This is a genomic window from Neobacillus terrisolis (assembly GCF_051233475.1).
Lineage (GTDB): Bacteria > Bacillota > Bacilli > Bacillales > Cytobacillaceae > Bacillus_BU.
In genome coordinates, this window is the sequence record NZ_JBKFGH010000008.1 from 1 (window position 1) to 26,232 (window position 26,232).

Annotated in this window: 25 protein-coding genes and 1 tRNA gene; 9 read left to right on the plus strand and 17 right to left on the minus strand. The window is 38.1% G+C overall.

Features of this window, described 5'->3' with window-relative positions:
• Positions 1-588: 588 nt before the first annotated feature.
• Positions 589-765 (plus strand): hypothetical protein, encoded by a 177-nt coding sequence (locus ACI48O_RS05620; protein WP_435560759.1) that lies wholly within the window; start codon positions 589-591, stop codon positions 763-765.
• 29 nt (positions 766-794) lie between these two features.
• Here the strand turns inward: ACI48O_RS05620 and ACI48O_RS05625 are convergent, their stop codons facing one another.
• Positions 795-1,709 (minus strand): DMT family transporter, encoded by a 915-nt coding sequence (locus ACI48O_RS05625; RefSeq protein ID WP_435560760.1) that lies wholly within the window; start codon positions 1,707-1,709, stop codon positions 795-797.
• A gap of 134 nt (positions 1,710-1,843) precedes the next feature.
• On the opposite strand from ACI48O_RS05625, the gene ACI48O_RS05630 reads away from it, so the two are divergent.
• Positions 1,844-2,539: an MgtC/SapB family protein gene (locus tag ACI48O_RS05630; RefSeq protein WP_435560761.1), complete on the plus strand. Its 696-nt coding sequence runs from the start codon at positions 1,844-1,846 to the stop codon at positions 2,537-2,539.
• Between the two features lie 138 nt (positions 2,540-2,677).
• Positions 2,678-2,750 (plus strand) — tRNA-Ala (locus ACI48O_RS05635).
• Positions 2,751-2,892: 142 nt separating this feature from the next.
• Here ACI48O_RS05635 and ACI48O_RS05640 read toward each other — a convergent pair.
• On the minus strand, positions 2,893-4,194 hold the full coding sequence (locus ACI48O_RS05640; RefSeq protein WP_435560762.1) for an MFS transporter: 1,302 nt from the start codon (positions 4,192-4,194) through the stop codon (positions 2,893-2,895).
• Positions 4,195-4,251: 57 nt separating this feature from the next.
• Here ACI48O_RS05640 and ACI48O_RS22770 point away from each other — a divergent pair, with 57 nt between their 5' ends.
• Positions 4,252-4,392 carry a restriction endonuclease, SacI family gene (locus ACI48O_RS22770; protein WP_472850865.1) on the plus strand — a complete coding sequence of 47 codons (141 nt, stop codon included), beginning with the start codon at positions 4,252-4,254 and terminating at the stop codon, positions 4,390-4,392.
• 168 nt (positions 4,393-4,560) lie between these two features.
• On the opposite strand, the gene fadK is transcribed toward ACI48O_RS22770, so the two are convergent.
• The 8 genes from fadK to ACI48O_RS05680 form a co-directional block, all read right to left on the minus strand.
• On the minus strand, positions 4,561-6,222 hold the full coding sequence (fadK, locus tag ACI48O_RS05645; protein ID WP_435560763.1) for a medium-chain fatty-acid--CoA ligase: 1,662 nt from the start codon (positions 6,220-6,222) through the stop codon (positions 4,561-4,563).
• 128 nt (positions 6,223-6,350) lie between these two features.
• Complete coding sequence (locus ACI48O_RS05650; protein ID WP_435560764.1) at positions 6,351-7,355, minus strand: electron transfer flavoprotein subunit alpha/FixB family protein; 1,005 nt, start codon at positions 7,353-7,355, stop codon at positions 6,351-6,353.
• Positions 7,356-7,370: 15 nt separating this feature from the next.
• On the minus strand, positions 7,371-8,150 hold the full coding sequence (locus tag ACI48O_RS05655; protein WP_435560765.1) for an electron transfer flavoprotein subunit beta/FixA family protein: 780 nt from the start codon (positions 8,148-8,150) through the stop codon (positions 7,371-7,373).
• A gap of 45 nt (positions 8,151-8,195) precedes the next feature.
• A complete protein-coding gene (locus ACI48O_RS05660; protein WP_435560766.1) occupies positions 8,196-9,332 on the minus strand; it encodes an acyl-CoA dehydrogenase family protein in 1,137 nt (378 codons plus the stop codon).
• Between the two features lie 58 nt (positions 9,333-9,390).
• A complete protein-coding gene (locus ACI48O_RS05665) occupies positions 9,391-9,693 on the minus strand; it encodes a ferredoxin family protein (protein ID WP_318505046.1) in 303 nt (100 codons plus the stop codon).
• Positions 9,690-10,973 carry an FAD-dependent oxidoreductase gene (locus ACI48O_RS05670; protein ID WP_435560767.1) on the minus strand — a complete coding sequence of 428 codons (1,284 nt, stop codon included), beginning with the start codon at positions 10,971-10,973 and terminating at the stop codon, positions 9,690-9,692. Before ACI48O_RS05670 ends, ACI48O_RS05665 begins: the two co-directional genes overlap by 4 nt.
• Before the next feature lie 85 nt (positions 10,974-11,058).
• Positions 11,059-12,264, minus strand: a complete 1,206-nt coding sequence (locus ACI48O_RS05675; RefSeq protein ID WP_435560768.1) for a CaiB/BaiF CoA transferase family protein — start codon at positions 12,262-12,264, stop codon at positions 11,059-11,061.
• 153 nt (positions 12,265-12,417) lie between these two features.
• Positions 12,418-13,710 carry an MFS transporter gene (locus ACI48O_RS05680; protein WP_435560769.1) on the minus strand — a complete coding sequence of 431 codons (1,293 nt, stop codon included), beginning with the start codon at positions 13,708-13,710 and terminating at the stop codon, positions 12,418-12,420.
• Between the two features lie 564 nt (positions 13,711-14,274).
• Between ACI48O_RS05680 and ACI48O_RS05685 the strand changes: the two genes are divergently transcribed.
• Positions 14,275-15,192, plus strand: coding sequence for a LysR family transcriptional regulator (locus ACI48O_RS05685; RefSeq protein WP_435560770.1), 918 nt, complete (start codon positions 14,275-14,277; stop codon positions 15,190-15,192).
• A gap of 185 nt (positions 15,193-15,377) precedes the next feature.
• Here ACI48O_RS05685 and ACI48O_RS05690 read toward each other — a convergent pair whose 3' ends face one another.
• Together ACI48O_RS05690 and ACI48O_RS05695 are read right to left on the minus strand one after the other, a co-directional pair.
• The gene (locus ACI48O_RS05690) at positions 15,378-15,902 is read right to left on the minus strand and encodes a hypothetical protein (RefSeq protein WP_435560771.1); all 525 of its coding nucleotides are present in this window, start codon (positions 15,900-15,902) and stop codon (positions 15,378-15,380) included.
• Between the two features lie 92 nt (positions 15,903-15,994).
• Complete coding sequence (locus ACI48O_RS05695; RefSeq protein WP_435560772.1) at positions 15,995-17,200, minus strand: acyl-CoA dehydrogenase family protein; 1,206 nt, start codon at positions 17,198-17,200, stop codon at positions 15,995-15,997.
• Between the two features lie 410 nt (positions 17,201-17,610).
• Here ACI48O_RS05695 and ACI48O_RS05700 point away from each other — a divergent pair, with 410 nt between their 5' ends.
• A complete protein-coding gene (locus tag ACI48O_RS05700) occupies positions 17,611-17,883 on the plus strand; it encodes a hypothetical protein (protein WP_435560773.1) in 273 nt (90 codons plus the stop codon).
• A 321-nt stretch (positions 17,884-18,204) separates the two neighbouring features.
• Positions 18,205-19,917 (plus strand): hypothetical protein, encoded by a 1,713-nt coding sequence (locus ACI48O_RS05705; RefSeq protein ID WP_435560774.1) that lies wholly within the window; start codon positions 18,205-18,207, stop codon positions 19,915-19,917.
• Positions 19,918-19,965: 48 nt separating this feature from the next.
• Here the strand turns inward: ACI48O_RS05705 and ACI48O_RS05710 are convergent, their stop codons facing one another.
• The 3 genes from ACI48O_RS05710 to ACI48O_RS05720 all read right to left on the minus strand — a co-directional run bounded on the left by ACI48O_RS05710 (position 19,966) and on the right by ACI48O_RS05720 (position 22,262).
• Positions 19,966-20,787 (minus strand): carbon-nitrogen hydrolase family protein, encoded by an 822-nt coding sequence (locus ACI48O_RS05710; RefSeq protein ID WP_435560775.1) that lies wholly within the window; start codon positions 20,785-20,787, stop codon positions 19,966-19,968.
• 352 nt (positions 20,788-21,139) lie between these two features.
• Complete coding sequence (locus tag ACI48O_RS05715) at positions 21,140-21,904, minus strand: MerR family transcriptional regulator (protein ID WP_435560776.1); 765 nt, start codon at positions 21,902-21,904, stop codon at positions 21,140-21,142.
• A 49-nt stretch (positions 21,905-21,953) separates the two neighbouring features.
• Complete coding sequence (locus tag ACI48O_RS05720; RefSeq protein ID WP_435560777.1) at positions 21,954-22,262, minus strand: DUF5658 family protein; 309 nt, start codon at positions 22,260-22,262, stop codon at positions 21,954-21,956.
• Positions 22,263-22,569: 307 nt separating this feature from the next.
• On the opposite strand from ACI48O_RS05720, the gene ACI48O_RS05725 reads away from it, so the two are divergent.
• Positions 22,570-23,574: a DoxX family membrane protein gene (locus tag ACI48O_RS05725; protein WP_435560778.1), complete on the plus strand. Its 1,005-nt coding sequence runs from the start codon at positions 22,570-22,572 to the stop codon at positions 23,572-23,574.
• 18 nt (positions 23,575-23,592) lie between these two features.
• Here the strand turns inward: ACI48O_RS05725 and ACI48O_RS05730 are convergent, their stop codons facing one another.
• Together ACI48O_RS05730 and ACI48O_RS05735 are read right to left on the minus strand one after the other, a co-directional pair.
• Positions 23,593-24,207: a TetR/AcrR family transcriptional regulator gene (locus ACI48O_RS05730; RefSeq protein ID WP_435560779.1), complete on the minus strand. Its 615-nt coding sequence runs from the start codon at positions 24,205-24,207 to the stop codon at positions 23,593-23,595.
• Between the two features lie 15 nt (positions 24,208-24,222).
• On the minus strand, positions 24,223-24,945 hold the full coding sequence (locus tag ACI48O_RS05735) for a 4Fe-4S binding protein (protein WP_435560780.1): 723 nt from the start codon (positions 24,943-24,945) through the stop codon (positions 24,223-24,225).
• Positions 24,946-25,273: 328 nt separating this feature from the next.
• Here ACI48O_RS05735 and ACI48O_RS05740 point away from each other — a divergent pair, with 328 nt between their 5' ends.
• The gene (locus ACI48O_RS05740) at positions 25,274-26,146 is read left to right on the plus strand and encodes a sulfite exporter TauE/SafE family protein (protein ID WP_435560781.1); all 873 of its coding nucleotides are present in this window, start codon (positions 25,274-25,276) and stop codon (positions 26,144-26,146) included.
• The last annotated feature ends 86 nt before the right edge of the window (positions 26,147-26,232 follow it).

Genomic DNA, 26,232 nt, shown 5'->3' on the forward strand with positions numbered 1-26,232 from the left:
AGGCACGCCGCCAGCGTTCGTCCTGAGCCAGGATCAAACTCTCCAAGAAAGTTGATTTAGCTCATAAAAGTTACGTTGGCTAGTGTTTCTCGACCGAAGTCAATCACACTATAAAATATTATTGTTGACGTTTGTTTGTTTAGTTTTCAAAGAGCAATTTTATTGCGTGTCGCTCAGAAGCGACTTTCTTAATATAGCATATCAACCTTTACCCTGTCAACACTTTTTAAAAAGTTTATTTTAGGATGAAGTTGATAATTGTTATGCCCTCGGTGAGGACGAGTTCTAATATATCACGGATAAATAACCATTGCAATAACATTTTTAAATTTTTTCTTCCTTTTTTCTTTTTACCGGTTATATCTATATTATACGTTGTGATTTTATCCACATATCCACTATCAAACAACCCATTGATAAATGAGTGATTTTTCTGAATATCCACAATTTATTAACAAGTATCAACTATTTATCCACACAAGTATTTACCTCAATCTATTTTTTTATCATGACAAATTGCCATGTAATAAGATATTTTTAGCAATCATAGAATGGTAAAAAAGAGATGAATTTTAAGGAGAAATGCTTATGCTAGAAACGGTTGCATTTTATATATCATTGCTAATGGCTGTATTATTGTTCATTCGGGGATATGTAGAAGCTATTGAAATTGCTGGATCAACAGAGAAGATTTACGGGGGAACACTTATATTTTGTTTAGTGTTTGCTCTTATTTTTTCAAGATTGACTTATGTATTTATGTGAATAAGCTACCAATTAAAAAGTTAGGCATCCTATTGGATGCCTCTATTAGAGTTTTCAGTTGGTAATGAACGTCCATTCAGCCTTGACGTCTTGTTTTCATCGACTAGAAATAACATAATTCCAGCTAATACAATAATTCCTCCAACAATTTGGGTCCATATTACTCTTTCACTTAAGAAATACATTGCCAGTATCGTTGCACCAACTGGTTCAAATAGGATAGCAACCGATATCGTTGATGTACTAAACCATTTGAGAGTCCAGTTAAATAATGTGTGACCAAGTAAATTCGGAACAAGTGCAAGGAGAATAAAATTTGACCAAGTTTGCATATCATATCCAATAAAAGAATCTCCTGTTGCTAGGACATAAACAAACAATGTAATAGAACAAATAGAATAAACAACGAACGTATAAGTTATTAATGAGAGTCTTTTTCTTATTGTTTGTCCAAACAATAAATATGCGGTAATAAGAGCACAGGCAATTAATGCAAGTAAATCTCCAAATAAGGCACTCCCGCTGATCCTAAAATCACCCCAGCTTATTATTCCACTTCCTAGTACGGCTGTAATTCCACTAATAATCGCTTTCCCTGATAATTTTTCTTTAAAAAATAGATAGGTCCCTGCAAAAGCAAATAATGGCTGTAATGTAACTAGTACTGTTGAGCTTGCAACAGAAGTATAGTTAAGTGATTCAAACCAAAGTATGAAATGAAATGCAAGGAACACTCCTGACATTCCGGAAAGGATCCAATCACGTTTCGTAATAAGTCGAAGTTCCGGAACATATTTTATAAGAAAAACAGGAAACATGAACATTACCGAGAAAAAAAGACGATAAAATGCAATCACTCCTGCGGGTGCTGATGACATTTTCACAAAGATGGCGGATGTTGATACTGAGAGAACTCCTATCGCAAGAGCAATGTAAGGATTCATTTATTTAAACTCCTTTTGAAAAACATGGTAAAATTTATTTAGATATAATTTTACTCTTTTTGAGTCCAATTTTTCTATTTCAAAAGTAATTTTTTAAATAAAATCGTTTATATATAGAAATGCGAGGGAGAATCATGTTTGATATCGAAGTGGATATTTTAATTAAATTAGGAATTTCTGCCGTATTAGGTTTAATTATTGGTCTTGAACGCGAATTAAAAAGGAAGCCCGTTGGATTAAAAACAAGCCTCGTTATTTGTATTGTGAGTTGCTTATTAACTATTGTCTCAATCGAGTCTGCCTATTTGTTCCCCCATGATAATGATGTGAACATCACAATGGACCCGCTTCGTTTAGCCGCTCAAATTGTTTCAGGGATAGGTTTTCTTGGTGCTGGCGTTATTCTTCGCCGTGGGAATGACAGTATTTCGGGTTTAACAACAGCGGCAATGATTTGGGGGGCCGCTGGTATTGGAATAGCGGTGGGGACTGGTTTTTATTTAGAAGCTTTTGCAGGTGTCGTCTTGCTTATTGTTAGTGTTGAAATTGTTCCATATTTGATGAGTCTAATCGGGATTCGAAGACTTCGTGAAAAAGAAGTGCAGCTTAAGCTTCACGTTAGAGATCGAAATAAAATAAGTGACATCATCTCTTTAATAAAAAAAGAAGAAATTAAAATTAAAACGATGAGAATAAAAGACACCAATGAAGGCGACCATCTTATTCAATTAATGGTAATAGTAGACTTTAGTGAAGACACTACCGATGTTTACCAACATGTCGTTAAAGTTGATGGAGTGGAAAAATTAGAAGTGGAAAGCATGTCTTAATAGTGTAACTACATGACTTATTTTCGGATTATAATTAATAACAAGTTGAAAAAATGAATAATGATAAAAATTTACTCTTGCGAATTCAGCAACTTCCCGCTATAATTTTCCTTGTACCGTAAAGGGACTTTCCATTACGGGGGATTAGCTCAGCTGGGAGAGCGCTTGCATGGCATGCAAGAGGTCAGGGGTTCGAGCCCCCTATTCTCCATATAAAAAAACCTTGCATTATAGCAAGGTTTTTTTTCGTATTCCGATATATTTAGATATTGCATAGCGACAATCAAAAAAAAGAGCACCAGAAGTAATCTGGAGCTTGTTCCATTTTGTGCTCATTTGAAGAAGCTTTATTTTTATATAGTATCAACCAGCATGTCCTCTTTACTGCTCTTACTCACAATCGGTTCAACTCTGCATATCGTCATTAATATGACGGCACCGATCATGGCCACTAATGCCCCTATATATAAGGCATATTCATATTTTCCAGAAAGTTCTATAATTAAACCCGTCATAAATGGGGCAAGTATTCCAGCAATGGTTCCAAGTGTTGTAAAAACGCCTGTTATCATCCCAGCATTTTTTTGGGAAAAGACCATAGGCATTGTAAAAAAGCCACCCATTGTAAGTGTTAAAAATCCATTTGAAGCTGAGATAAGTACTACTGCTGCACCTACACTAGTTGCTTTTGATCCAAGAATTAATAGAATACCTGCAATCGATAGTCCGATAATCGGGAATAATTTTCGTCCAATATTTTGGCCGAATTTTTTCGAGGCTGCATCAGCTAAATATCCACCAAATGGATATGTGAAAATGGCAACAAGATAAGGTAACATCGAATAAAATGCGCTACTGTGCAAATTGATCCCACGGCCAATCACAAAGTAGTTCGGCAGCCAGGTCATAAATAAGAAGAAGAGGTAATTGGCACAAAAATAAGATAATGCACAGAACCATACTGATTTAGTTGAAATGATTTCCTTTTTCGTCAAGAGTCCTTCTGAACCAAAAGCATAATGATGCGAATCCTGGTCTTGTTGAATATACGCTAACTCTGTTTCGCTTATTCTTGGATGAAGTTCCGGGCTATCCTTCCCAAACTTCCACCAAAGCATGCACCAAATAATCGCGACAAATGAAAATGAATAAAATACCATTTGCCAGTTCCAAGTCTGGATAATCCAGGTTGCAAGAGGCATTGTAATGGCAATCCCTATCGGGAGTCCTGCTTGAACAAACCCAGTCGCTTTTCCCGTTTCCTTTTTTGGTATCCACTTAGCTAGAATAGAATGTATAGCGGGCAAAGCCACACCTTCGCCAAGTCCCATGAACATACGAATCAACAACATCATGGACAGCGTTGAAGCTAAAGGTGTAATAAACACGAAGATGGACCACACAAACGCTCCGATCATCACTATTTTTCCACCGCCAAATCGATCAGCTAAACGACCACCCGGCATTTGCGTAATCGCATACCCGATGAAAAAAGCAGTTGAAGCCAAACCAAACTCAATGGAGTTCCAGCCGTAATACTCCATCATGGAGGAACCAGCCATAGACATGTTTGACCTGTCCATATACAAGACTAAATAGCATAACGAAAGCAATATTATTATTCCCCAGCGTTTATTTCCAATCTTTGAACGCATTTTACTTGCCTCCTCGTATTAAAAGATTATTGATAACCTTGCAACGAAAGACCGGCTCTGTTCACGTATACATACATTCTAGTAACAATATATTTATTAAAGATAACCAATAACAAAATTAATAAATTATCTATAAATAAAGAAATTGAGTTCAATGATAGTGTTTCTTTCAGCTTACTTCATAGAATTTATACGTGAACTATTGATGCTCCCATTCAACTTGCTCAACGCTGAACAAAAGTATCTTAATTAGTTGCTTATATGATTAATACCTCTTAATGTACATCATCATTCATTGCAAGAACACGGTACTGTATAAAATTGTTAGCATCCTGGATAGAAATTTTACCATCCTTTTTAGTGTTTTTAGCTGTAAAGACAAGAACCTACCATAGTTTCTGTTGGCTCCTGCTGGCTATTAATCATCTCGCGCAATAAATATTTTTTAACTTTTCCTGTCTCAGTCCGAGGCAGCGAATCTACTATCTCAACACGCTCAGGATATTTATATTTAGATACTTTCATTTCGGCAAAAAAAGTTTTTATTTCTTCTATTGATAATGATATTTGATTATTATTAAGGACTACAAAGGCACAAGCCCTCTCGCCTAATCTTGGGTCTGGTAAGCCAATGACTGCTACATCATAAACATTCGGGTGTTGGTGAAGGATCCGCTCAATTTCATTACTGCTTATATTTTCCCCACCACGGATAATAATATCTTTCTTTCTTCCATTAATTCTTATATAACCATCCTTGTCCATTGTACACAGGTCACCACTGTAGTACCATCCTTCATCATCTAGTACCCTGTCTGTTAATTCCGGTTCCTTAAGGTAGCCTACAAACACATTGGGACCACGGGACGCTTCTTCCCCCTTAACTCCTCTTTCCAGCACAGGTTTCCTAAACTCATCCACCACTCTGATTTCAATACCTGGAAATGAAGTCCCATCAGTGTGGATAATTTTCTCGATTGGGTCCTCAAGACGAACACCAGTATGTGGCACGCTTTCGGTCGAGCCATAAACACTGAGAATTTTAAAACCCGCTTCGAGTCCTTGCTCAACCATATGCCGAGGAACGGGAGCCCCTCCACACAAAAAGAATCGCATCGATGAAATATCATTATCACTCTTTGGTATTACTCGTAATAAATCATAAATAACCGGTGTACAACCGAAGCCACAGGTGCATCTCTCATGGTCTATTAGTTCAAGGCAATGATTAGGATTGAAAATATCTTGGAGGACAACTTTAGCTCCATTCATTATTGATGCTGTAACCCCATGATGAAATCCAGAAGCATGTGCTACTGGTGCAGGCATTAAAATCACATCGAGGTAAGTAAGATTTAATGAAGCGCTAAAAGCCTTTTCACTTGCAATAATATTATTATGGGTCAACATTACACCCTTCGGATTCCCCTCTGTTCCAGAAGTAAATAATACCGCTGCTAAATCATCAGCACTACGCTTAATGTCACCTGAAAGAGGAGAATATTGTTTGATTATCCCAGCCAAAGTTGTTCCTTCATCGACCCTGTTCTCCTTCTCAACAATGACTATTTTTTGCAAACTTGGAACATGAGGTAAAACAGCCTTTACCATATTAGGATAATCCTGCTTCTTAAATCGAGATGGAATAAACAACACCTTTGATTCACACTTATTTAAAATATAGGACAGATCGGATTCACGTAAATTAGGCAAAATAGGGTTTATGACTGCTCCTACTTTTAGACATGCAACATAAATTAATACGAATTCTGCCCAGCCAGGTAATTGAACAGAGACTATGTCATTTGGTTTCACCCCCACTTCGATCAAAAAAGCGGATACTCTTTTAGCAGCTTCATCCATTTGGGCATAGGTATATCTAGCTCCTTGAAGGTCTACAACAGCCTCCTTCTCTGGAGCTTTTAAGACTGACATATTCCAATAGTCAGCTAAAGTCGCATCGCCCCAGTAGCCTTTTTTTCGGTATTCTCGCTTTTGAGCTTCATTTATTTTCATTCCTAAAGACATATTCTTGACCTCCTGACCGTAGATATTTTTGAAACCTTGCTTGTAATTTAATGTAAATTTACTCTGCCACTAACAATAGAATTGGAAAAGACAGGTTGACCCGCCTTTTCCAAATTATTTTTACCCCGTTATCTAGCTTTAACTTTTTTAATTTCTTCAATTAAAATTGGAACCACTTCAAACAAATCGCCAACGACACCGTAATCAGCAATTTCAAAAATAGGGGCATCAGGATCTTTATTTATTGCTACGATAATATCAGATGAAGTTATTCCCCCTATATGCTGAATAGCTCCTGAAATACCACAGCCAATATAAAGCTTTGGTGAAATTCGTTTTCCTGACTGTCCAATTTGTAGCTGTGGAGCCATCCAGCCAGCATCTATACAAGCTCTGGTTCCACCTACAGCTCCCCCCAATACATCGGCTAATTCAGTCATTAGCGAAACGTTTTCGGCACTCCCTAATCCTCGACCGCCAGCGACCACTACTTCAGCTTCTTCCAATTTAATACCTTGTCCTACTGATTTAATAATCTCTAAAACTTTCGTTCTAATTTGGTCCGCATGAGTTTGAATAACTTCTTTTATAACCTCGGCAGTTCTCCCGCTATCAGGCTGTCCTTTTCCATATGAACCAGCACGTACCGTACCAATTTGAGGTCTTGTTTCTGTGAAAGTTACAGTGGATAAGAGATTACCACCATAAATTGGTCTAGTCCATGCAATACTTCCATCTTCCCCAACTTCTACTGCTGTACAGTCCGCTGCAGAGCCTACTTGTAATCTAGCTGCTACTCTTGGTAGTAAATCCCGTCCGTTATTGGTAGAGCCCATCATCAATACAGAAGGCTGAAATTTTTCTGCTAGTTTTACAACAGCATTTGAATAACTGTCCGTATTATAGACTTGGTAATTCTCCCCCTCGATTACAATCACTTCATCAGCACCGTAAGCTATCACTGTTTTTACAGCTTCATCAACGTTTTGACCTATAACAATTGCAACAACCTTTTCTCCACTTGACTCAGCGAGAAATTTGCCTTGATTAATAAGCTCCAAGTCAACATTTTTCACGCTTCCATTAGCAGTCTCAATCACAACCCATATATTTTTAAAAGCTTGAATATCCATGTTTACCCCTCCATCCTAAATGATCTTTGCCGCTAGTAGATTTTCCATTAATTTGAGTGCTGAATCACTGCCAGATGCTTCTTGAATTTTTATTCCAGCCTCTCTTTTTGGAGGAGCAAAAGTTTTTATTACTTTTGTAGGTGATCCTACACCGACCTTTGTTAGTTCAATTTCTAAATCTGCCGCAGTTAATACTTCAATTTTCGCTTTATTCGCTGCCATTTTTGTTTTGATCGTGGCTAATCTTGGCTCATTGATAGAATCTACTACTGTACATACTGCTGGCAGTTGAGCTTCTATTACTTCGTATCCCTCGTCTGCTTCACGATTAACGATTATCGTGTCACCTTTTGCTTCAATTTTGGCCACGTACGTAACTTGGGCGATTCCAAGTTGTTCTGCAATTTGGGCCCCTACTTGTCCCGCATCTGTATCTGTCGCTTGATTACCACAAATGATTAAATCAAAGTTACCGAGCTTATTTATCGCGGCAGTCAAAATGGAGCTAGTTGAATAAGAATCTGATCCTTCAAAAGCCGGGTCATTAATTAACACCGCTTTATCTGCCCCTACTGATATACATTCCTTTAAAGCAGATGTTGCTTTATCTGGTCCCATTGAAATTACCGTTACACTGCCGCCGTTTGCTTCTTTTAATTGAACAGCTGCTTCAAGCGCATTTTTATCGTAAGGACTAATAATATTTGGCGTACCATCTTTAATTTTCCCTGTTTCTACATCTACTTTTAGTTCCTCTGTATCTGGCACTTGCTTAATACAAACTAACAGTTCCATCGTTTTTTCCTCCGTTCGTCATGAATGGTTGCTTCATTGTTTGAGTTAGTCCCTTAACATATCTCTCGCAATAGTTACACGTTGAATTTGATTGGTTCCTTCGAAAATTTGGAATACCTTTGAATCCCTCATTAATTTTTCAACTGGATATTCCTTACTAACTCCATATCCACCAAATATTTGAACTGCATCTGTTGTAACCTTTACGACTGTATCTCCACAGAATGTCTTTGTAATGGCTCCTTCTCTGACAACAGGCTCCCCTTTATCCATCAATCCCATTGACCATTGAACTAAGTTACGAGCAGCTTCTGTTTGAATTTCCATATCTGCCAACATCATTTGCACCGCTTGGAAATCACCAATCGGCTTACCGAATTGTTTTCTTTCCTTTGCGAATTTGATCGATTCATCAATGGCCGCCTGGCAAATCCCAACTGCTAATGTACCAACGAACGCTCTTGATACATTTAACGTATTCATGGCAATTTTGAAACCATCTCCTTCTTGACCAAGTAGATTACTAGCAGGTACTCGAACATTATCAAGAATAAGATCAGTAGTATTGGATAATCTAAGTCCCATTTTGTTTTCATGACTGCCAACTGAAAGACCTGGACGATCTCTTTCAACAATAAATCCAGAAATTCCCTTAGCGCCTTTGCTTTTATCTGTGACACAGAAAACAACATATACGCTGGCTACACCGCCATTGGTAACAAAACATTTTGTACCATTCAGTACATACTCATCTCCGTCTTTTACTGCTGTAGCTCTGAGTGAAGCGGCATCCGTTCCGGCATTAGGTTCAGATAATGAAAATGCCCCAAATGCACCCGGTACGATAATATCAGCAAATAACTTTTTCTGTTCGTCATTTCCTGCAAAAATTACCGATCTTAAGGCAACGAATGTTGTAACTAAGGAAATGGCGAAACCTGCATCCACTTTAGCTAATTCTTCAAAAACGATGGCAGTTGTTTTAAAATCTAAGCCCGAGCCGCCATATTCTTCAGGAATTTCTAACACATGCAAGCCCATTTCAAAAGCTTTTTGGAGTATTTCCAGTGGGAATTCTCCTGATTCATCAAACTCTTTTACATAAGGCTTTAATTCTTTTAATGCAAACTCTCTAACCAAATCTCGTAAATCTCTTTGTTCTTCCGTTAATACATGTCCCATATTAAATTCCTCCATATCTTACTAATCTAGTTTTTTTCTAAGAACTGTTTTTGAATGATTAACCTTCTCTGAAGATTATCCCTACGCCTTGTTCCGGATAATTCCACGAATAACCTTCAACCCCTTGGTTTAATCGCTCACAAATAAAACGGCAATTCCCACATTCCAAGCAACCAACATGATCAAAGCTTAATTTATCGTTAACGGTATCCCACTTATATCGTTCAGCTGGGCAACAGGTAGTGCAAGCTCGATGACTACAAGTTTTACAAGCCTCTCGATCAACAATAATATGGGGATTATGATCATCACTATTGAAGCGGTTTTTTGCCAATCGATCATCCATAGAGAGCGTTTTCATAGGGATTTCACCCCTTTTACAGCATCCTTTAAGACATTGAATACAGGCATTTTACCTTTAATTGAATCCTTGACTATGTTCATTACCGATTTAGCAGGATCCCCATCGACCGTAAATAGATTTTTCATTAACCCTCCTGCAATCTCAGGATAGGTAGTAAATAAGTGTTTCGAATAGCCTATATATTCATGTGAGTTTTTAAACGTTTTTAAATCTTTTAACACGACCTCATTCAACTTATCTTCATAAAGCTTCAGAAAGTTCTTAGAAAAATTATTTGCCTCAATTGCTTCAATAGCTGTTTCAGCCGCAGCAATACCTGAAAGAATCGCATAATCCATACCTCGAACTGTAAAGCCTCTATTTACAACCAAACCTCCAGCGTCGCCTGAAAGGAGAAAACCATCCGAATAGAGTTGAGGAAGTGAGTGAAATCCTCCTTCAGGAATAAGGTGAGCTGAATACTCGATTAATTCTCCACCTTCAATATATCTTGCTATAGCCGGGTGCTGCTTAAACTCCTCTGCAAAATCAGCTATTGGCCATTTTGACTTTTTCCAGCCATTCGAATCGATAACGAATCCAAGTGAAATACTTTCTTTATTCGTATACAAGAATGCGCCGCCACTAATTCCTTTTGTACACTCACCTGCACACAGCAAGGCGGTACCTTTTCCACTTTCTGTATTGAAACGATCGTTTATGACTTGCTCAGGCAGCTGGTATAAATACTTAACACCAACAGCAACGTCCTTCACATTAATCGGCTTGATCAATCCAGCCCGTTCGGCAACGATTGCATTTACTCCTTCTGCACTAATGACTAGATCAGCTTCAATTTCCTCTTCACCAGTTTTAATGCCGCATACCTTTCCATCCCTAATGATTAAGCCGTCAACAGTTGTACCGGGGATGATCATAGCTCCTTCTTCTTCGGCCTTTGCCGCAAGCCAAGGATCGAATCGCCCTCTTAACACCGTATAAGAATGTTGGGTCATCGTTGGAAACAATGAGTCGATCGACATACAACTATCTGGCGTCATCATCATTATCATTTCACGAGTAATGTCGCGTTCAAGTGGAGCATCTTCCCATGCACCTGGCATCAGCTTTTCTAGAGCATGAGTGTAGAGGCGGCCACCCGTCATATTCTTTGCACCAGGTGCGCTTCCTCTCTCAACTACCATCACTTCAATTCCTGCTTTTGCCAGTCGATAAGCAGCTGCGGATCCTGCTACGCCGGCACCGATTATAATTACCTGAAACTTTTCTTCAGACATAGCAATTACCCTCCTATATTTAGCCTGAAACCCATAAAGCAATACCCTACTAAATCTATTAAATTTGCAAACTACTCCCTAGACCTTATTTGATAGCCTTATTCACTTTCATCTGTTCAATAAATTCTTCAGAGTATCCATATTCTCTTAACACTTCTTCCGTGTGATACCCCAATGGTTTAGATGGAATCATATCTGGATTTCCTAAGCTTCTAAACCTTACTGGATTTGTTGGTAAGACGACTTCATTGCCAGAAGGATATTGGATTTTTCTTATACAATCGTTAGCCCACGCTTGTTCGTCGTTTACAATTTCCTCCATTGTGTACCCTTTTTCATTGGCAATATCGTTTTCCTTAAATAGGGTCATTAATTCGTCAAGGTTCTTTTTCACTAATTCTTTTTCAATGATTTCAATGATCTCGCGATTTTTGCCCCGCTTATTTACTTCCTCAACCGTGGAATAATCTTCATTGCCAATTAAATCTTCCCTGCCGATCATCTTCATTACTTTTGGAAAGTCTCGATTATATTCAGGTGCGCAGAAGAGGAACCATCGATCATCCTTTGATTTATATGTATTATTAAATGGATTCGCCACTTCTTTTCTGCTTTTTGGATATTCATTACCATATTGAGAAGATACAATTGCAATGTTCATCATAAAGAGGGCTGTGTGGTGAAGACTAACCGTCACTTTATCTCCCAAGCCTGTTTTTTCTCTAGCATATAGGGCTGCGCTTATCCCTGATACTAAGCACATCGTAGCTTGAAAATCACCATAAGCATTAACTTCATTTAAAGGCGATTCCCCTTTTTCAGTCATGGACGTCAATATACCGCCACGGCAAACATAGGCTGTTGCATCAAATCCAGCGGTGTCTTTTTCAGGACCATTTTCACCAAAGCCGAGAATTTGGGCAAAAATCAGTTTAGGGAATCTTTTACTTAGTTCTTCATAGGAAAAACCTAATTTTTGCAGGGCTTTTGATCGATAACTTGTAACAAGTACATCAGCTGATTCCAAAAGCTTATAGGTCGCTTCTTTCCCCTCTTCAGTTTTCAAATTTAAACTAACGAAGCGTTTGTTTACATTCGCAATATCAAATGCGGGGTTCTCCTCATCGCTATAAGGCATATTAAAAACACCGGCCTGGGTTCGGCTAGGGTCTCCTGTTAGCGGCTCAATCTTAATGACATCAGCCCCCCATTCTGATAGAACTCTTGGGACAGTTGGAGCAGCGTAAAAACCTGTTAATTCAACAACTTTTATACCTTGTAAAGGTTTCATTAAAGTGCCTCCTTATTCTTAAATCAGATAACCAATTCTTAGACTTATTTCGTATAATCATCCATTAATGTCAGAAACAACCATTTGTCGTCCCTTATCCCCGCCCAAACATAGACTTAGCAACTAAATTTGTGCAGGGAATTGGGATCAGGTCTAACTCAATTCGCTTTTGACCTCAATGGTCACCTGCTTAGATTCAATTGGCTTAATCTTGGCTAATGTCAACAAGATAACAGCACCTAAAATCGCCATACTAGAGCCTAAGTACATCGCAGTTTCATATTTACCGGAAAGGTCGATTACATAACCAGTAAGAATCGGAGCTGTGATTCCCGCACATGTACCAATCAGCCCATACAAACCGACGATCATACCGGCATTCTTTGGAGCAAGAATGATTGGAATAGAGAAGAATCCACCTTGAGTAAGGGTAAGCCCTCCCATGGAAACAGATAATAAAAGAATGGCTGTAGTCAGGCTGCTTGTTTGAGTCGCAAAGATCAAGGCAATTCCCCCAAAGATTAACCCAGTAACTGGGAACAGTTTACGACCAATATTTTGACCGAATTTCTTAGCAGCCCAGTCGGCTAACATCCCGCCGATAGGATAAGTAAATACTGCGACTAAATATGGAATCATCGTAGCGTAGCCTGCTTTGGATAAAGATAAGTTGCGTCCTTGAGCAAAATAAGTAGGCAACCATGTAAGCAGCAGATAGAAGACATAGTTATAACAAAAATAAGCAAGTGTAGCTCCCCACACTGATACACTTCCATAAACTTCTTTAGAGGTTAATGCAGTTCCCGCACTTTCTTTTGTAACCTGACCAGATTTGATATAGTCTACTTCGTTCTTGCTAATATTTGGATGTAGTTCCGGTTTATCCTTACCAAACATCCACCAAATCAAGCACCAAATCGGACCTAGAACAGAAAATAGATAGAAGATTGTTTGCCAGTTAAAATTCTGGATTAAGTAGACTCCCAGCGGCATTGTAATCGCAACGCCAAGCGGAACTCCGATAAGGGTAAATCCTTGCGCTCTTCCTGCTTCTTGACGTGGCACCCAACGGGACACCATGGATGAAGCGGAAGGTAAAGTTACACCTTGACCAACACCTACCATCGCTCGGATGAGGACGAAAAGACCAATCGAGCCGGCAAAGGGACTAAGTAATGTAAAGAGAGACCAAAACAACGTACCAACAACGATTACTTTACCTGCACCAAATTTATCTGCTAAAAAGCCAGCCGGTACCATTGTTAAAGCATAGCCGATGAAAAAGGCCGTCGAAACCAAACCAAACTGTGTCGCACTCCATCCGTATTCTTCCATAATCGTTGAACCGGCAATGGAAATACTGGATCTACCAAGATACATAAACGTATAAGCTAAAACTAAAATAAAAACAATTAACCACCGCTTATTGCCAACCTTTGAAGCCATTGTTATTCCTCCTTTTTTTCGTGTATACCTTATTTCTCTTTCATCTTAAAATAGGCATATTCAAATCTCTAATTCTTAATTTTTAGGGATTTCGGCAAATCAATAGTAAATGTGAATGTGTTCACGTTCTAGACAAAAATCATATTGTAAAAAAGTAATATATGCTGAGGGATATTCAAAAAAAATTGGAGAAAAATGGGGATTTAACTTCTATTAATCAAAATTGAACTTTCTTTTACAAATAAAAAAAGCCGTCAAATTAAGTTGACAAGCTAACGAATATTATAAAAGTTAATATATCTAGTCCTATTTTTTAAATAAAAATGCGTGGTAATGTTCGTTAAAGTAGAAATATGTCGAATTTTGTATTATTTATGAATTGAATCTACAACTTATAGAAAACGATTTATTTTCATGTAAAATAATCACGAAGATACACCGGGAAAAATATTCTTCTACTATTTTAATTTACCGCAATAATATTTTTATTTTACTACCCATTTCAAATCCCAAAACCTTTCCGTCCTTATTGCTCTAAAACGATTAAATGGAGGGTGAAAAACAATGAACCTTTACCAAATGTATTATTTTAAAACGATGGCAAAACTTGAGCATTATACGAAAGCTGCCGAAGCGCTTTCGATGACACAGCCAAGCTTAAGTAATGCAATTTCAGCTCTGGAAAGCGAATTAGAGATTCAATTATTCGAAAAGCAAGGTCGTAATGTTAAATTAACAAAATACGGAAAAAAGCTGTTACCTTATGTTGAAAACGCCATAGAGGAGTTAGAAACCGGAATTAAAATGGTCAGAGAAATGAAAAGCGAGGCAGACAGCTTAATTACCCTCGGTTTCATATATACACTAAGTTCTGAATTTATCCCCAACGTGATTAGTTGTTTTAGAAAAAAGACGCAACAAACAAATATCAATTTTTCATTAAAAGAAGCCATGACACGAGATATCTGTACAGCAGGTTTAGTTAAAGGCTTAAAGGAAGAAAAATATGATCTTATTTTTATCTCACTTATTCCGAACGATCCTGAAATAGAATTTATTCCTATTTTTGAACAAAATTTAGTTATGCTTCTTCCGAGTAATTCTCCTCTTGCTAGTCAAGAATCCGTTGATTTAAGAGATACAGCGCCTTATCCTATCATCCATTACTCTGGAAAGGTTGGGTTAAAGAAAGAAATAAATGGCCTGTTTGAAATGGTAGATATGGTTCCCAATATATACTGCGAGGTAGAAGATGAAGTATCAATGGCAGGTTTGGTATCCGCCAATGTGGGAATAGCCATTGTTCCATATAACCCTACTTTACGAAATTATAAAGACATCGAAATTCGCCCAATCAATAATCCTTCCTACATTAGGAAAATATATATCGGCTACATGAAAAATCGATTTATGAGCCCTTCTGTAAAAAAATTCAAAGATCATGTTGTTGAAACAGCCAAAATTTATACAACCATTTGTTAATACTTTCTCTCCATTTGCAAGCATTCAGAAAAAAACGATAAACAGCCACTGTATTTCTTCTTAATAAAGTGGCTAATTTATTCCATATTCCTTTAGATTTATAGGTTTGATTTTCTTAGTAAATATTTATATAAAAAAGAGAGAAAAAGAGAGTTTTTTAGGGTGATTTCCTAACTAATGATTGGTTAATATCGAGCTGACATCTTTTCCAAGGGCACCATAATCAGCCCCCGTGATTTGATATAAACATAGATGATAAAGCCTCGCTTGCAACGAAAGACACATTGTAAACATGGACTTTCATCACAATACACATAGGCGTCCTCGTCCGCTAAAGGGAACACCATCGGAGGACGCTTCTTTGATGTAACATACTTCATATACCCTCCAGAGAAAGTTTTAAGTAATACCCACTCTGGATTGTCAGACGGTAGGGTTGTTTCCCAGAATACTTGAACAGCATTTTGGTTGTGACCTCCAACAATCTGGTAGTCTACATTAATCTCTGGTAACACCTCGTCCAAGCTCAGCGGCTTAAGCCGTTCCATAGAAACATCGCAACAGACCGGCTCTTGCTGCGGCACTTCATAAGCTAACCCTTGGTACAATCTGTTGCAATGATAACAGCTGTAGATCACGATATCAGGACATTCTGGCCATGGTTTTCTCGATGCCCTACTTCTTAGCGGTCCAAATTCCTTTTCTACCAATTTTCAGCCCTCCCTGTACGTTGAGCCATTTTTTAGAAAAGGGGCATCGGTATGATCCGATGCCCCTCTAGTTGTCTACTAATTTCTTCGGATTAGTCCTCGTACTTTAACACTCCACCGTGTTTGATTGTTTGGCGAGAAATGGTAATACGTTGAACTGTTGGAGTACCTTCCTCTAACCACATTGCGCGTGCATCGCGGTACAATCTTTCAACAGGACCATATTCACAATCTTCGAAATAACCAATACCACCGAAAATTTCAAGCATCTCATCACTGACCAATTTAGTGACATGGATACTAAACAGCTTACACATTGCTGCCTTTTCTTCAATATATTCTCCTTCAGGATCCACTTCGTAGTCCTTGGCAAAATCACGAACCATTGTACGGAGCGCATGAATATAAGTAGACATGTCAGCAATTTTCATTCTAATTGCCTGACGTTCAATGATTGGTTTGCCAAATGTTACGCGGTCATGAGCGCGTTTTAGGGTCATTTCTAACATCCGTTGAGCCATTCCCAAGTTGCTGGCTGCGATATGGACACGAGAAACAGATAAGGAATGAATAGCAATTTCTAGACCTTGTCCTTCTTTTCCTAAAAGGAATTTCTTGTTAACTCTCATGTTAGTAAACTTAAGGCCTGTATGACCCGAACCACGCGCACCCATCATATGTGGCATTGGAGTAAGTTCATATCCTGGTGTATCCGCAGAAACCATGAAAGTTGAAAGACGGTTGTCTTTATCACCATTTGGATTGGTAACACAAGTAATATAAGACCAGTTGCTGCAATCAGTGTGAGAGATTAAGAACTTTTCTCCGTTAATAATATAATCGTCGCCGTCCTTGACTGCAGTTGTTTGAATATCCATCCCTGTGCCGCCCTTTTCCTCGGTAACAGCCCAGTTAGTGAAAATCGTTTTATCTTGGAACAATGGCATGTACTCTGCTTTTAGCTCTTCACTTCCATAGTCGTAAAGTGGACGCCAGTTCAAATCCATTGCATAGTGTAAATGCATGCGCATTCCACCTGGTCCGCGGCTAAATTCTTCTTGAAGCTCTAAAATTTGCTGTTCGGACAGGCCCCAACCGCCGTACTCTACTGGAAGAGGTGCACGATAAAGATCATTTTTGATATTTGTTTCATAGAATTCCTCAGGAAACTTATTAGTAACCTCGATTTCTTTTTGCATTTCATCGTACCGGCCCTCAACCAGTGTACGAATCTGCATCTTATAAGCCTCAAATTGTTCTGGGGTTAATTTACACTTATTTTCCGTTAACGTGCTCATATTTTCCTCCTTATTTGCTTATAAATTTTTTTATGTACATCTTTTTCTGTACGTCTAAATTATAGCAACGGCAAAATTCTAAAACTAATTCGTAATTCTTCACCTTTATTCATTATTAATAGGAGGCATGAATGAATTGTATTTAATTGTGGGAAATGTCATACTATCCAAGGAGATTGTTACGTAGACTTTGGGCTATTTTTATGAATAAAAATGACCATGAATTTATTTAAAAACAGTTGTTTTTCTTGAAGTTTGCTCACTTTCTAACAAAGAAAAATTGATTTTTTGGAGGAGAGTTCAATTATGTGAGGATTGTCATAAATTAGACAATTTCTTCGCGGATAGAATGTTTATTTTTAACTGTGGACATATTAAAATACGTTTATTAAATACAAGGAGCGATAAAAATGAAGTTCTCAAAGAACATTATTTTGGAATCAGTGGCAGAACGCAAGAACCATGACGAATATGGGCTGGAATTTATTCAAGAGCTTGGCAATGATGATGCCGGGTATTCTGAAATGGTTGTTGTAATCTTTAAATACAAGGATAAATTTTATAGCGTAGACATCCAGCACATTAACGGTGAAAACAACTACGATAATTGGGGCGATGAGGTTGAATGTCCTGAAGTAGTTCGTAAAGAGGCTGTTCAAGTTTATTGGGAAGAAGTTAAATAAAATCGTGTTTATAAAAATCACTGCCTATTTGGTAGTGATTTTTTCTTTGTTTATGGCTGTGTTAAAGACGAATGTTGATTTTTGAGCACTCTTTTGATTGGAGCGGAAGGTGCGAGACTCCTGCGGGAGAAGGTGTCACGGGAGACCCCACAGGCGCTATGGCGCCGAGGAGGCTCCCGGACTCCCCCGCGGAAAGCGAGCACCTGGAGCGGAAATCAACAGCCAAATTTAACACAGCCTTATTTACAAGTATTTGATTAGTCTGAAAATTTATATTAGCATACTTGTATAGGAGTCAACCGATAACAAGAGGTGAATACGTTGAAAATACTTATAAAGAACAATGAACAAGAAGCTGCCGATCTCTTTAAACAGCGACTTAAAGCATTCAAAGACATGCTGGAACCCCACATATCTAACTTACAACATACATTACATAACAATACAAAGATGATCATGTTTCTATCGGTTGGTAATCGCCATAATCGGGCAAAGGTATTTACCGGAATCGGCAATCAGCTTGATACTTCTTGGAAGAATGCTGCTGAAAAAGCAAAGAAATTTATTAAAAAAAGTAAAATGAACCCAGAGTGGTTAAAGGTTGATTTTGTAACCGATTGTGAGGTTGTTAGTATTGAAGAGTTTATTCTAAAAATCACCAAAGCAAAAGAGAATTACTTCCGATTTGGAATATCCTTTGATGCTAATTTTAATTTGGCATTTTTAGAACAAGAAGTGAACGCCAATCAGTTTATTAAATTCAGCAAGGAACATAATCGAGCCTATTTGAGTGAACAAAATATTAATCATTACTGTAAAACGGACCGAAATATGAAGGGTTCTATTAACTTTAATAGCATTCATAGCATTACGTTGTATAACACGGTCAGTTTCTTTTACGATCATGAATTGTTTGAACTTGAGTCTACTTCATTAAATAATGGGAGAAGAAAAACACCGCGCTTAACTAAAAATAGTGTTAGAGAAATTATCCAAAAATCATCAGCATTTCTAGCGAATCAGATTCAAGATAATGGTATGTACATATATGGATATTTCCCCTGTTTTAATAAAAAGATAAACTTTTATAATATTTTGCGTCACGCAAGCTCCACCTATTCCATTATCGAAGCGTATGAAATGACGAGAGATGAAAACTTGGTTCACCCGATAAAAAGGGCTTTAACCTACCTAGAAAATGATACGATTGTCAAATATGAAACTGACGATGGACATATCTGTGCGTATGTTTTGGAGAAATCAAGCAACTCAGAAATAAAATTAGGGGCAAATGCAGCTGCTATTCTTGCTTTTTCAAAATATACGAAGGTGTTTCACGATGAAAGTTACCTGCCTCTAATGAGACAATTGGCACTTGGAATCGAAAAAATGCAGGATCCTACGACTGGCAAGTTTGTTCATATTTTAGACCCTGTGGATTTAACTGTGAAAGAGGCATTTCGAATCATTTATTATGATGGAGAAGCGGCGTTTGCGTTAATGAGGTTATATGATATCGATGCTAATCCTAAATGGCTGGCGATTGTCGAGAAGGCATTTTCTTATTTTATCGAAAATAACTATTGGACGTATCATGATCATTGGCTGAGCTATTGTACGAATGAACTTACTACCCACCAACCGCTTGATCAATATTTTCAATTTGGATTAGAAAATGTTAAGCATCAATTGGATTTCATGATGCAGCGAGAAACCACTTATCCGACCTTTCTAGAATTAACAACTGCTGCTTATAAAATGGTTAATAGGATGAAAAAGCTGAATCGGCACGAACTTTTGTCTGCCTTTGATGAGGAAAAATTAATATCCGTTATCCATCACCGCGCACATTATCAGTTAAATGGATATTTTTATCCTGAGGTGGCCATGTATTTTGAGCATCCTGAAAAAATTCTAGATGGGTTTTTCATTCGCCATCATTCCTTCCGCTGCCGTATCGATGACGTCGAGCATAATATTTCAGGATATTGTAATTATTTATCAGACATATTAACCAATGGTACTGAGGAATAAAGAAGCAAACCGATGTTACTTTAGCAGCATCGGTTTGTTTTTTGCTTTTCACCAGGTATAGACATCCGGTCGGCGCTGTGTCAGTGTCGGTACTCGTTTCCGAACATCTTCAACCAAGTTCAAATCAAGATCAACCGTTATGATACTAGTCTGGTCGGAAGCTTGAGCAATAACAATGCCCCACGGATCAACTGCCATACTTCTGCCGTAGCTCCATTCATTGTGCGGCGGGAACTGTCCAAAGGTTGCCGGTGCAACGACATAAACTTGATTTTCAATGGCTCTTGCCCGTAACAGAATTTCCCAATGGTCCTTGCCAGTGTGGAGCATAAAGATAGCCGGTACCAAGATTACCTTGGCTCCCTTTAAAGCTAAAATGCGATACATTTCTGGGAAGCGCAGGTCAAAGCATACACTAAGTCCAACCGGAACACCCTTAATAGAGGTGACAACAATCTTGTCCCCCGCCTCTTCCACTTTACTGCCTGAAATGTTCCTTCCAGCTATCTGAGCATTAAATGTGTGTAGTTTTTCATACACATCTTGAATTTCTCCTTGAGGGTTAATAACGCAGCAAGTATTTTTCAATTTCTCTTGTCCTTCTACTCGAAGGTTCATCGTTCCTGCTACGATATAAAGGTTTAACTCCATTGCGATGCTTTTGAATGTTGTTAATGTGGGACCATCGATGGTTTCAGCCGCTTCAAAAAATTCTGTTTTTCTGCCCATCATATGGAAGTTTTCGGGTAAAACCACGACATCCGGATTGCTTTTTGCCGCCTCGTATATCAATTTGATTGCGGTTTGAACATTTTCTTCTACTTGATTCGTGACCTTCATTTGAATCATCGAAACTGTTAATTTATCCATCTTAATATCCATCCCTATTACGTTTTTAAAAAAGCCAACTAGTCTACTATTTTGAAATAAGTATAGCATCTACTAGGTTAACAGAAAAATCAGAAAGGGGGTTTTTATCTTATCCATAGGCTGTGTTAAAGCTCAGTGTTGATTTTTTACGCAATGTTGATTGGAGCGGAAGGCGCTTGACTCCTGCGGGAGCAGCGGGACAGGCGAGACCCCACAGGAGCTTTAGCTCCGAGGAGGCTCGCCGCCCGCCCCGCGGAAAGCAAGCGCCTGGAGCGGAAATCAACAGTCAAGTTTAACACAGCCTATCCATAAAAAAGCGACCGGCTTTAGCCAATCGCTCTTGATCTTTTGTTTATTTCTTCATTCCAGTATAAATGTGAATAGCGTCTCTTAAAAATGCTGCCGTTCCTGGCTGCTCTTTATCATAATAGGCCGTAAACCTTTCATCATCCACATACATCTGCGCTAGCCCTGCATGTGCTTCCTTGCTGTACTCGGTCCAATAATGAAGGAGCCATTTTTTATGAAGCTCTGCTGCCTTCTGAGCTACTTCTCCTGCTGGGTCCCCCGTTTTGAAGGCTTCCGCTAACGTGAGGTGAAGCTCTTCAGCAAGTGCTGTAGCCTCATCATATTCTTCCTGGGTCATGTTCATCAATTTTGCATTAGATTTTTCTACCGTTTCCTTGCCATACTTCTCGCGAATTTCCTTGCCGTATTTTTTTTCATTTTCATCTATCATGTTTTTCTTAAAGCCTTCAAACTTTTCTTTATCACTCATGGTTATTCTCCCTTCAGTTAAGGCGATTGTTTTTTCTACATTCGCAATTAATAAATCTAACTGCTGTCTTTTTTCAAGGAGTTTTTCCCGATGTTCTTTAAGTGCCTTTCCAGCCTCAAAACTAGGAGAGGTTACGATTTCCTTAATGTTTTCAAGGTTGACCCCTAATTCTCTGTAGAACAAAATTTGCTGAAGCTTGTTAACCTCTGCTTGCCCATAAATACGATATCCTGACGAATTGATTCTTGCCGGCTTAAGAATCCCAATTTCATCATAATATCGAAGCGTTCTGGTGCTAATACTTGCTAAACTGGCTAGCTTTTGCACTGTATATTCCATCTGGTCACCTCCTTACAGATTAACAATACACCTTAACGTAACGTTAAGGTCAATAGGTATTTACAAAGACTGTACTTATCCAAAAACAGTGTACGAAAAAGATAATTGTATAAAACCCGGATGCGAAATAGGTTAGGATCCTTGAAGAAGTTGATTTAGGGACCTTTTTTAAAATAATAAATAAATATAAACAAAACGAGAGGGTGAATTTTATCAGTAAAAATAATACCGGATTCGTTTGATATATATGGTTCATGATCGGATTCATTTCTTGGATTAATGATAGTTCTAAACCAATAAATGTAATGATGGCATCAAATACATTCAATATGGATAAATAATAAAATAACCGAACCATAGAATCACCTACTTGTTCTTAATTAAGAATATTTTCGTTATAAAAAAGCCCCATACTTCAATTATTTACGGGGTGCAAAAAGAAATACGGGTTAATTATTACAAATCCTTTGTTTTTGTTCTCCAATAAGAACACACAACTTTATTATATACCCAAAAAAGAATCTATACAAAAAAAGGTGCCTGACCCCCGACGCTTTAAAGCTTTAAAGCATTGGGGGTCAGGCACCTTTTTCTGCGAATGTTTAGAAGCATTCCGACCATAATATTTATTAAACAGGACCGGTCACCAGAAGGGAGTGAATGTCATGAGTAAGTTTTTTTATATATTAACGGCTTTACTATTTTTCATTTTATGTACACCACTACTCACCGAGGCGCATGTTAAGTGGTTTACAGAGGTGACGCCTAAAAAGGAAACGATTGAACATATTTTATCCCCTATGTTTATGATCGTTTCAGTAGGAGTTGCTTTATGTCTCGCTCTTTTAACACAATTCCTTCCTTATTTTGAAAAAATCAAAACGGTTCATGCGGTCGATGCGTTTCTGGATCGCTACCGTATTTCTTCTCGGCACATTTTAAAATACGGAACCGCACTAGCATTATTGATTCAAGTTTTATCAGGAACGATTTTTGCACCTGAATTCGCTATCGAAAATCAGCTTGTTCGGATTTCAATTTGGGTGACAATCATTTTACTGATTATCCCGATTCATTATGCAACGAAAATAGGTGCTTCCATCCTTTTCGTATTATTTTTTTACCAACTTGCCAAGTCCGGCTTATTCCATATGCTTGACTATGGCTTTTATTTAGCAATTATTGGAGTTTTATTGGTTGGCGGTACGAAGCTCGATAATTGGGGTTTCCCTTTTTTATATTTAGGAACAGGGCTTTCCCTTTGCTGGGTGGCCGTTGAAAAGTGGGTATATCCAGCGATGAGCATCTATATCATTCACGAGCATGACGTTCCAACCTTCGGATTTGCTCCCGAAACTTTTGTTGTTATTGCTGCCTTTATTGAATTTGTAGTAGGGTATTTGCTGATTGTTGGAATTTTAAACCGGCTTTTGGCCTTTGTTTTAACGTTAATTTTTATTTCAACAACGATGCTGTTTGGTACGACAGAAATTATTGGACACTTCATGATTCATATTGTGTTAATTATTTTCATTATTGAAGGCATCTCGTTTTATGATCCACCCCTTAAGATTCATAAAACAAGAATATCCCAGATTGTCTTTGTGTTTTTAAACTTCATCTTTACGTTAGCAACATTTTTATTACTATATTATCGGTTTGCTCATTAAACACCGGCGGGATGATTTTTATAACAAGCTGATTTTCCCTAATTGGTTGACTAAGACGATGTTAAATAATTCTTCAATCGCTGTTAATTTTTTATATGCATAAAGCTGATCCGCAAAATGCGGTAAATGATAGTGGATATACCCCTGAATCCCAATTAGCAAAATTTCACATACTTCTTCTGGAAATTGCAACTGAAAAACATGGTTGTCAATTCCTCCTTGTACCACTGCCGTTAAGATCGGATGAAAATGAAAACGAAATCTTTCCTCTAAAGTACTATGAATCTTGTTCGCACGATCATCGTCTATATAATTAGGAAAGGGGCTCGATTGGGATGATGGATTAATTAATTTTTTTAAAATCTTGTTTATTTTTTCAAAAGAATCAAGTGAAAGATCCTGACTTATTTGCTTAATTTCTACAATTTGCTCATCATAAAAATGATCAATGATTTCATTTAGAAGATCATCTTTAGATTTAAAATAATGATAAAAGGTCCCTTTCGCAATATTCACTTCGCTAATAATCGTGTTTACAGAAGTTTTCTCGTATCCATGTTCATTAAAAAGTCTTGTTGCATGAGCCATGATTTGTTGTTTTCGATTTTCTGAACTGTTATTTTTTTCAAGCATGGATGATCCCCCTGTTTACTTCGTAAATTTGCGTTGAATCGCCCCCGTTTTACATGTTTTTGAGCATTCTCCACATAAAATACATTCCATTTGATTTACTTCGTTCGTTTTAACCATGTTCGTTACATTTAAACTCATCGGACAGGCCTTTTGGCATTGATTACAGCTAATACACTTGTCTGCATCTGCAACCAATCGCAACGAAGGATACGGTAGCAGGTTTTTTATCTTTGTTCCGACGATATTTAAAATCGACATTGGGCATAGATAATGGCACGTTGCTCTTTTTCCAAGGATGATGGGCAAAATGGCAATCCCGACTAGAATCATATAATACAAAACCAAGTGCGTCCAATGATCGATAGAGATAAACTTTTCAGTTAAATAGAAGAATTCAAACGAGTTAAAGCCTCCGTTCAGAACCAGAACATAAACAAATCCCCCTACCCATAACACTCCTAAAAACAGTTTAAATATTCTCAGCCCTTTAATATTCCGCAAAGGTTTATTAAGTACTTTATCAATAATCATTTGGAGTCCGCCATAGGGACATACATAGGAACAAAAGGTTCTTCCGGCAACTAAGGCAAGAACGAACATGAAAGACCAAATGACAAATGCCCCGGCTGCAATCCCATGTGCTGCCCCGTCGATCACTAAATAAGGAGAAAAGTAATTAAGTAAAGCGGGCAATAACAAAAACATCACTAAAAGTTGAATCTTTCGCCAATTTTTCATGTATAAACCACTCCTACCAATCGTATACATTAGCTCAAATTTATTATACCCACTAGACCGACCGTCGGTCTAGTGGGTATTGTATTGTTCACATAAATGATAAAAGTGGCTCTCGATTTTTTGGCTAGGCTTTTTTTGACTGAAATAACCTATTTTCAAGTGGACTAGTGACCCAGAAGGTCTTGCTTTCATATCATGGGTTAAAAGTGCCTACGATGATCACCTAAAATCACTACGGCGTCACCACTCGAAATAAAAATAACCATTTTTATTTTTACAATTCAGCAGAAAGGGATTCGGGCTGGTACGAACAAAGGAGTTGTTTTTTTTGAGAAAGCTAATTATTCTTGCAATAATTGGTCTTTGTGCACAATTAGTTGACGGTTCACTTGGAATGGCTTATGGTGTTACCTCCACTTCCCTTTTATTGCTGTTCGGTATTGCACCAGCTGTAGCTTCTGCCTCCGTACATTTAGCAGAAGTTGTCACAACTGCGGCTTCCGGTGTTTCTCATATTCGGTTTGGAAATGTCGATAAGGGCGTTGTAAAAAAATTAATCGTACCTGGGTCCATCGGTGCATTTATTGGGGCTATTTTTCTTGGAAGTATTCCAGGTGATATCATCAAGCCGTACATTTCTGTTTTTCTACTAGGGCTGGGTTGCTTCGTAATTTTTCGGTTTCTTTTTAAAAGAAAGCCAGTCAAACAGGTGAATCAGGGTAATGTTCAGAAAAAGTTCTTCATTCCGTTAGGATTTTTGGCTGGGTTCTTTGATGCTACAGGGGGCGGCGGCTGGGGGCCGATTGCCACACCCGTACTTTTATCAAGAAATGATATGGAAACTCGCAAGGTTATTGGATCAGTGGATACGAGTGAATTTGCGATTGCCGTTTCCTCTACGATTGGGTTCTTAATTTCAATTGGTTGGAGTGAAATAAACTACGTTTGGGTTTTCGCCTTAATGCTCGGTGGGATTATCGCCGCCCCGATTGCTGCCTGGCTGGTGAAAATTATCCCTTCTAATTTACTTGGTGTATTAGTTGGCGGAATGATCATTCTCACGAATGTGAGAACATTAATGCTTACCTTCCATATCTCTACTTCAACAATGGTCGTAGTTTACAGCATCCTTATCGGTCTGTGGTTTTTTGGGGTTATTTATGTAATTCGAAACTTGAAGAAATATAAGGTTCAATATTAAGCGGAGCTCACTCGCGGCGCAAGACTGACATTGTTGCACCTGCGAGAGGGCTTTTTTTAGAAGGCGGTCTGGTATCACAGTGAGGG

Excerpts from the sequence above, each read along its gene's own strand:
- ACI48O_RS05655 (WP_435560765.1), bottom strand. The coding sequence starts at position 8,150 with ATGGAACTGTTAGTTTGTATTAAGCAAGTGCCAGATACAGAGGAACTA.
- ACI48O_RS05725 (WP_435560778.1), top strand. The coding sequence starts at position 22,570 with ATGAGTAAGTTTTTTTATATATTAACGGCTTTACTATTTTTCATTTTA.
- ACI48O_RS05720 (WP_435560777.1), bottom strand. The coding sequence starts at position 22,262 with ATGGTTCGGTTATTTTATTATTTATCCATATTGAATGTATTTGATGCC.
- ACI48O_RS05735 (WP_435560780.1), bottom strand. The coding sequence starts at position 24,945 with ATGAAAAATTGGCGAAAGATTCAACTTTTAGTGATGTTTTTGTTATTG.
- ACI48O_RS05685 (WP_435560770.1), top strand. The coding sequence starts at position 14,275 with ATGAACCTTTACCAAATGTATTATTTTAAAACGATGGCAAAACTTGAG.
- ACI48O_RS05700 (WP_435560773.1), top strand. The coding sequence starts at position 17,611 with ATGAAGTTCTCAAAGAACATTATTTTGGAATCAGTGGCAGAACGCAAG.
- ACI48O_RS05680 (WP_435560769.1), bottom strand. The coding sequence starts at position 13,710 with ATGGCTTCAAAGGTTGGCAATAAGCGGTGGTTAATTGTTTTTATTTTA.
- ACI48O_RS05670 (WP_435560767.1), bottom strand. The coding sequence starts at position 10,973 with ATGTCTGAAGAAAAGTTTCAGGTAATTATAATCGGTGCCGGCGTAGCA.
- ACI48O_RS05640 (WP_435560762.1), bottom strand. The coding sequence starts at position 4,194 with ATGCGTTCAAAGATTGGAAATAAACGCTGGGGAATAATAATATTGCTT.
- ACI48O_RS05675 (WP_435560768.1), bottom strand. The coding sequence starts at position 12,264 with ATGAAACCTTTACAAGGTATAAAAGTTGTTGAATTAACAGGTTTTTAC.
- ACI48O_RS05625 (WP_435560760.1), bottom strand. The coding sequence starts at position 1,709 with ATGAATCCTTACATTGCTCTTGCGATAGGAGTTCTCTCAGTATCAACA.
- ACI48O_RS05630 (WP_435560761.1), top strand. The coding sequence starts at position 1,844 with ATGTTTGATATCGAAGTGGATATTTTAATTAAATTAGGAATTTCTGCC.
- ACI48O_RS05650 (WP_435560764.1), bottom strand. The coding sequence starts at position 7,355 with ATGGATATTCAAGCTTTTAAAAATATATGGGTTGTGATTGAGACTGCT.
- ACI48O_RS05695 (WP_435560772.1), bottom strand. The coding sequence starts at position 17,200 with ATGAGCACGTTAACGGAAAATAAGTGTAAATTAACCCCAGAACAATTT.
- fadK (WP_435560763.1), bottom strand. The coding sequence starts at position 6,222 with ATGTCTTTAGGAATGAAAATAAATGAAGCTCAAAAGCGAGAATACCGA.
- ACI48O_RS05715 (WP_435560776.1), bottom strand. The coding sequence starts at position 21,904 with ATGGAATATACAGTGCAAAAGCTAGCCAGTTTAGCAAGTATTAGCACC.
- ACI48O_RS05730 (WP_435560779.1), bottom strand. The coding sequence starts at position 24,207 with ATGCTTGAAAAAAATAACAGTTCAGAAAATCGAAAACAACAAATCATG.
- ACI48O_RS05660 (WP_435560766.1), bottom strand. The coding sequence starts at position 9,332 with ATGGGACATGTATTAACGGAAGAACAAAGAGATTTACGAGATTTGGTT.
- ACI48O_RS05665 (WP_318505046.1), bottom strand. The coding sequence starts at position 9,693 with ATGAAAACGCTCTCTATGGATGATCGATTGGCAAAAAACCGCTTCAAT.
- ACI48O_RS05710 (WP_435560775.1), bottom strand. The coding sequence starts at position 20,787 with ATGGATAAATTAACAGTTTCGATGATTCAAATGAAGGTCACGAATCAA.
- ACI48O_RS05620 (WP_435560759.1), top strand. The coding sequence starts at position 589 with ATGCTAGAAACGGTTGCATTTTATATATCATTGCTAATGGCTGTATTA.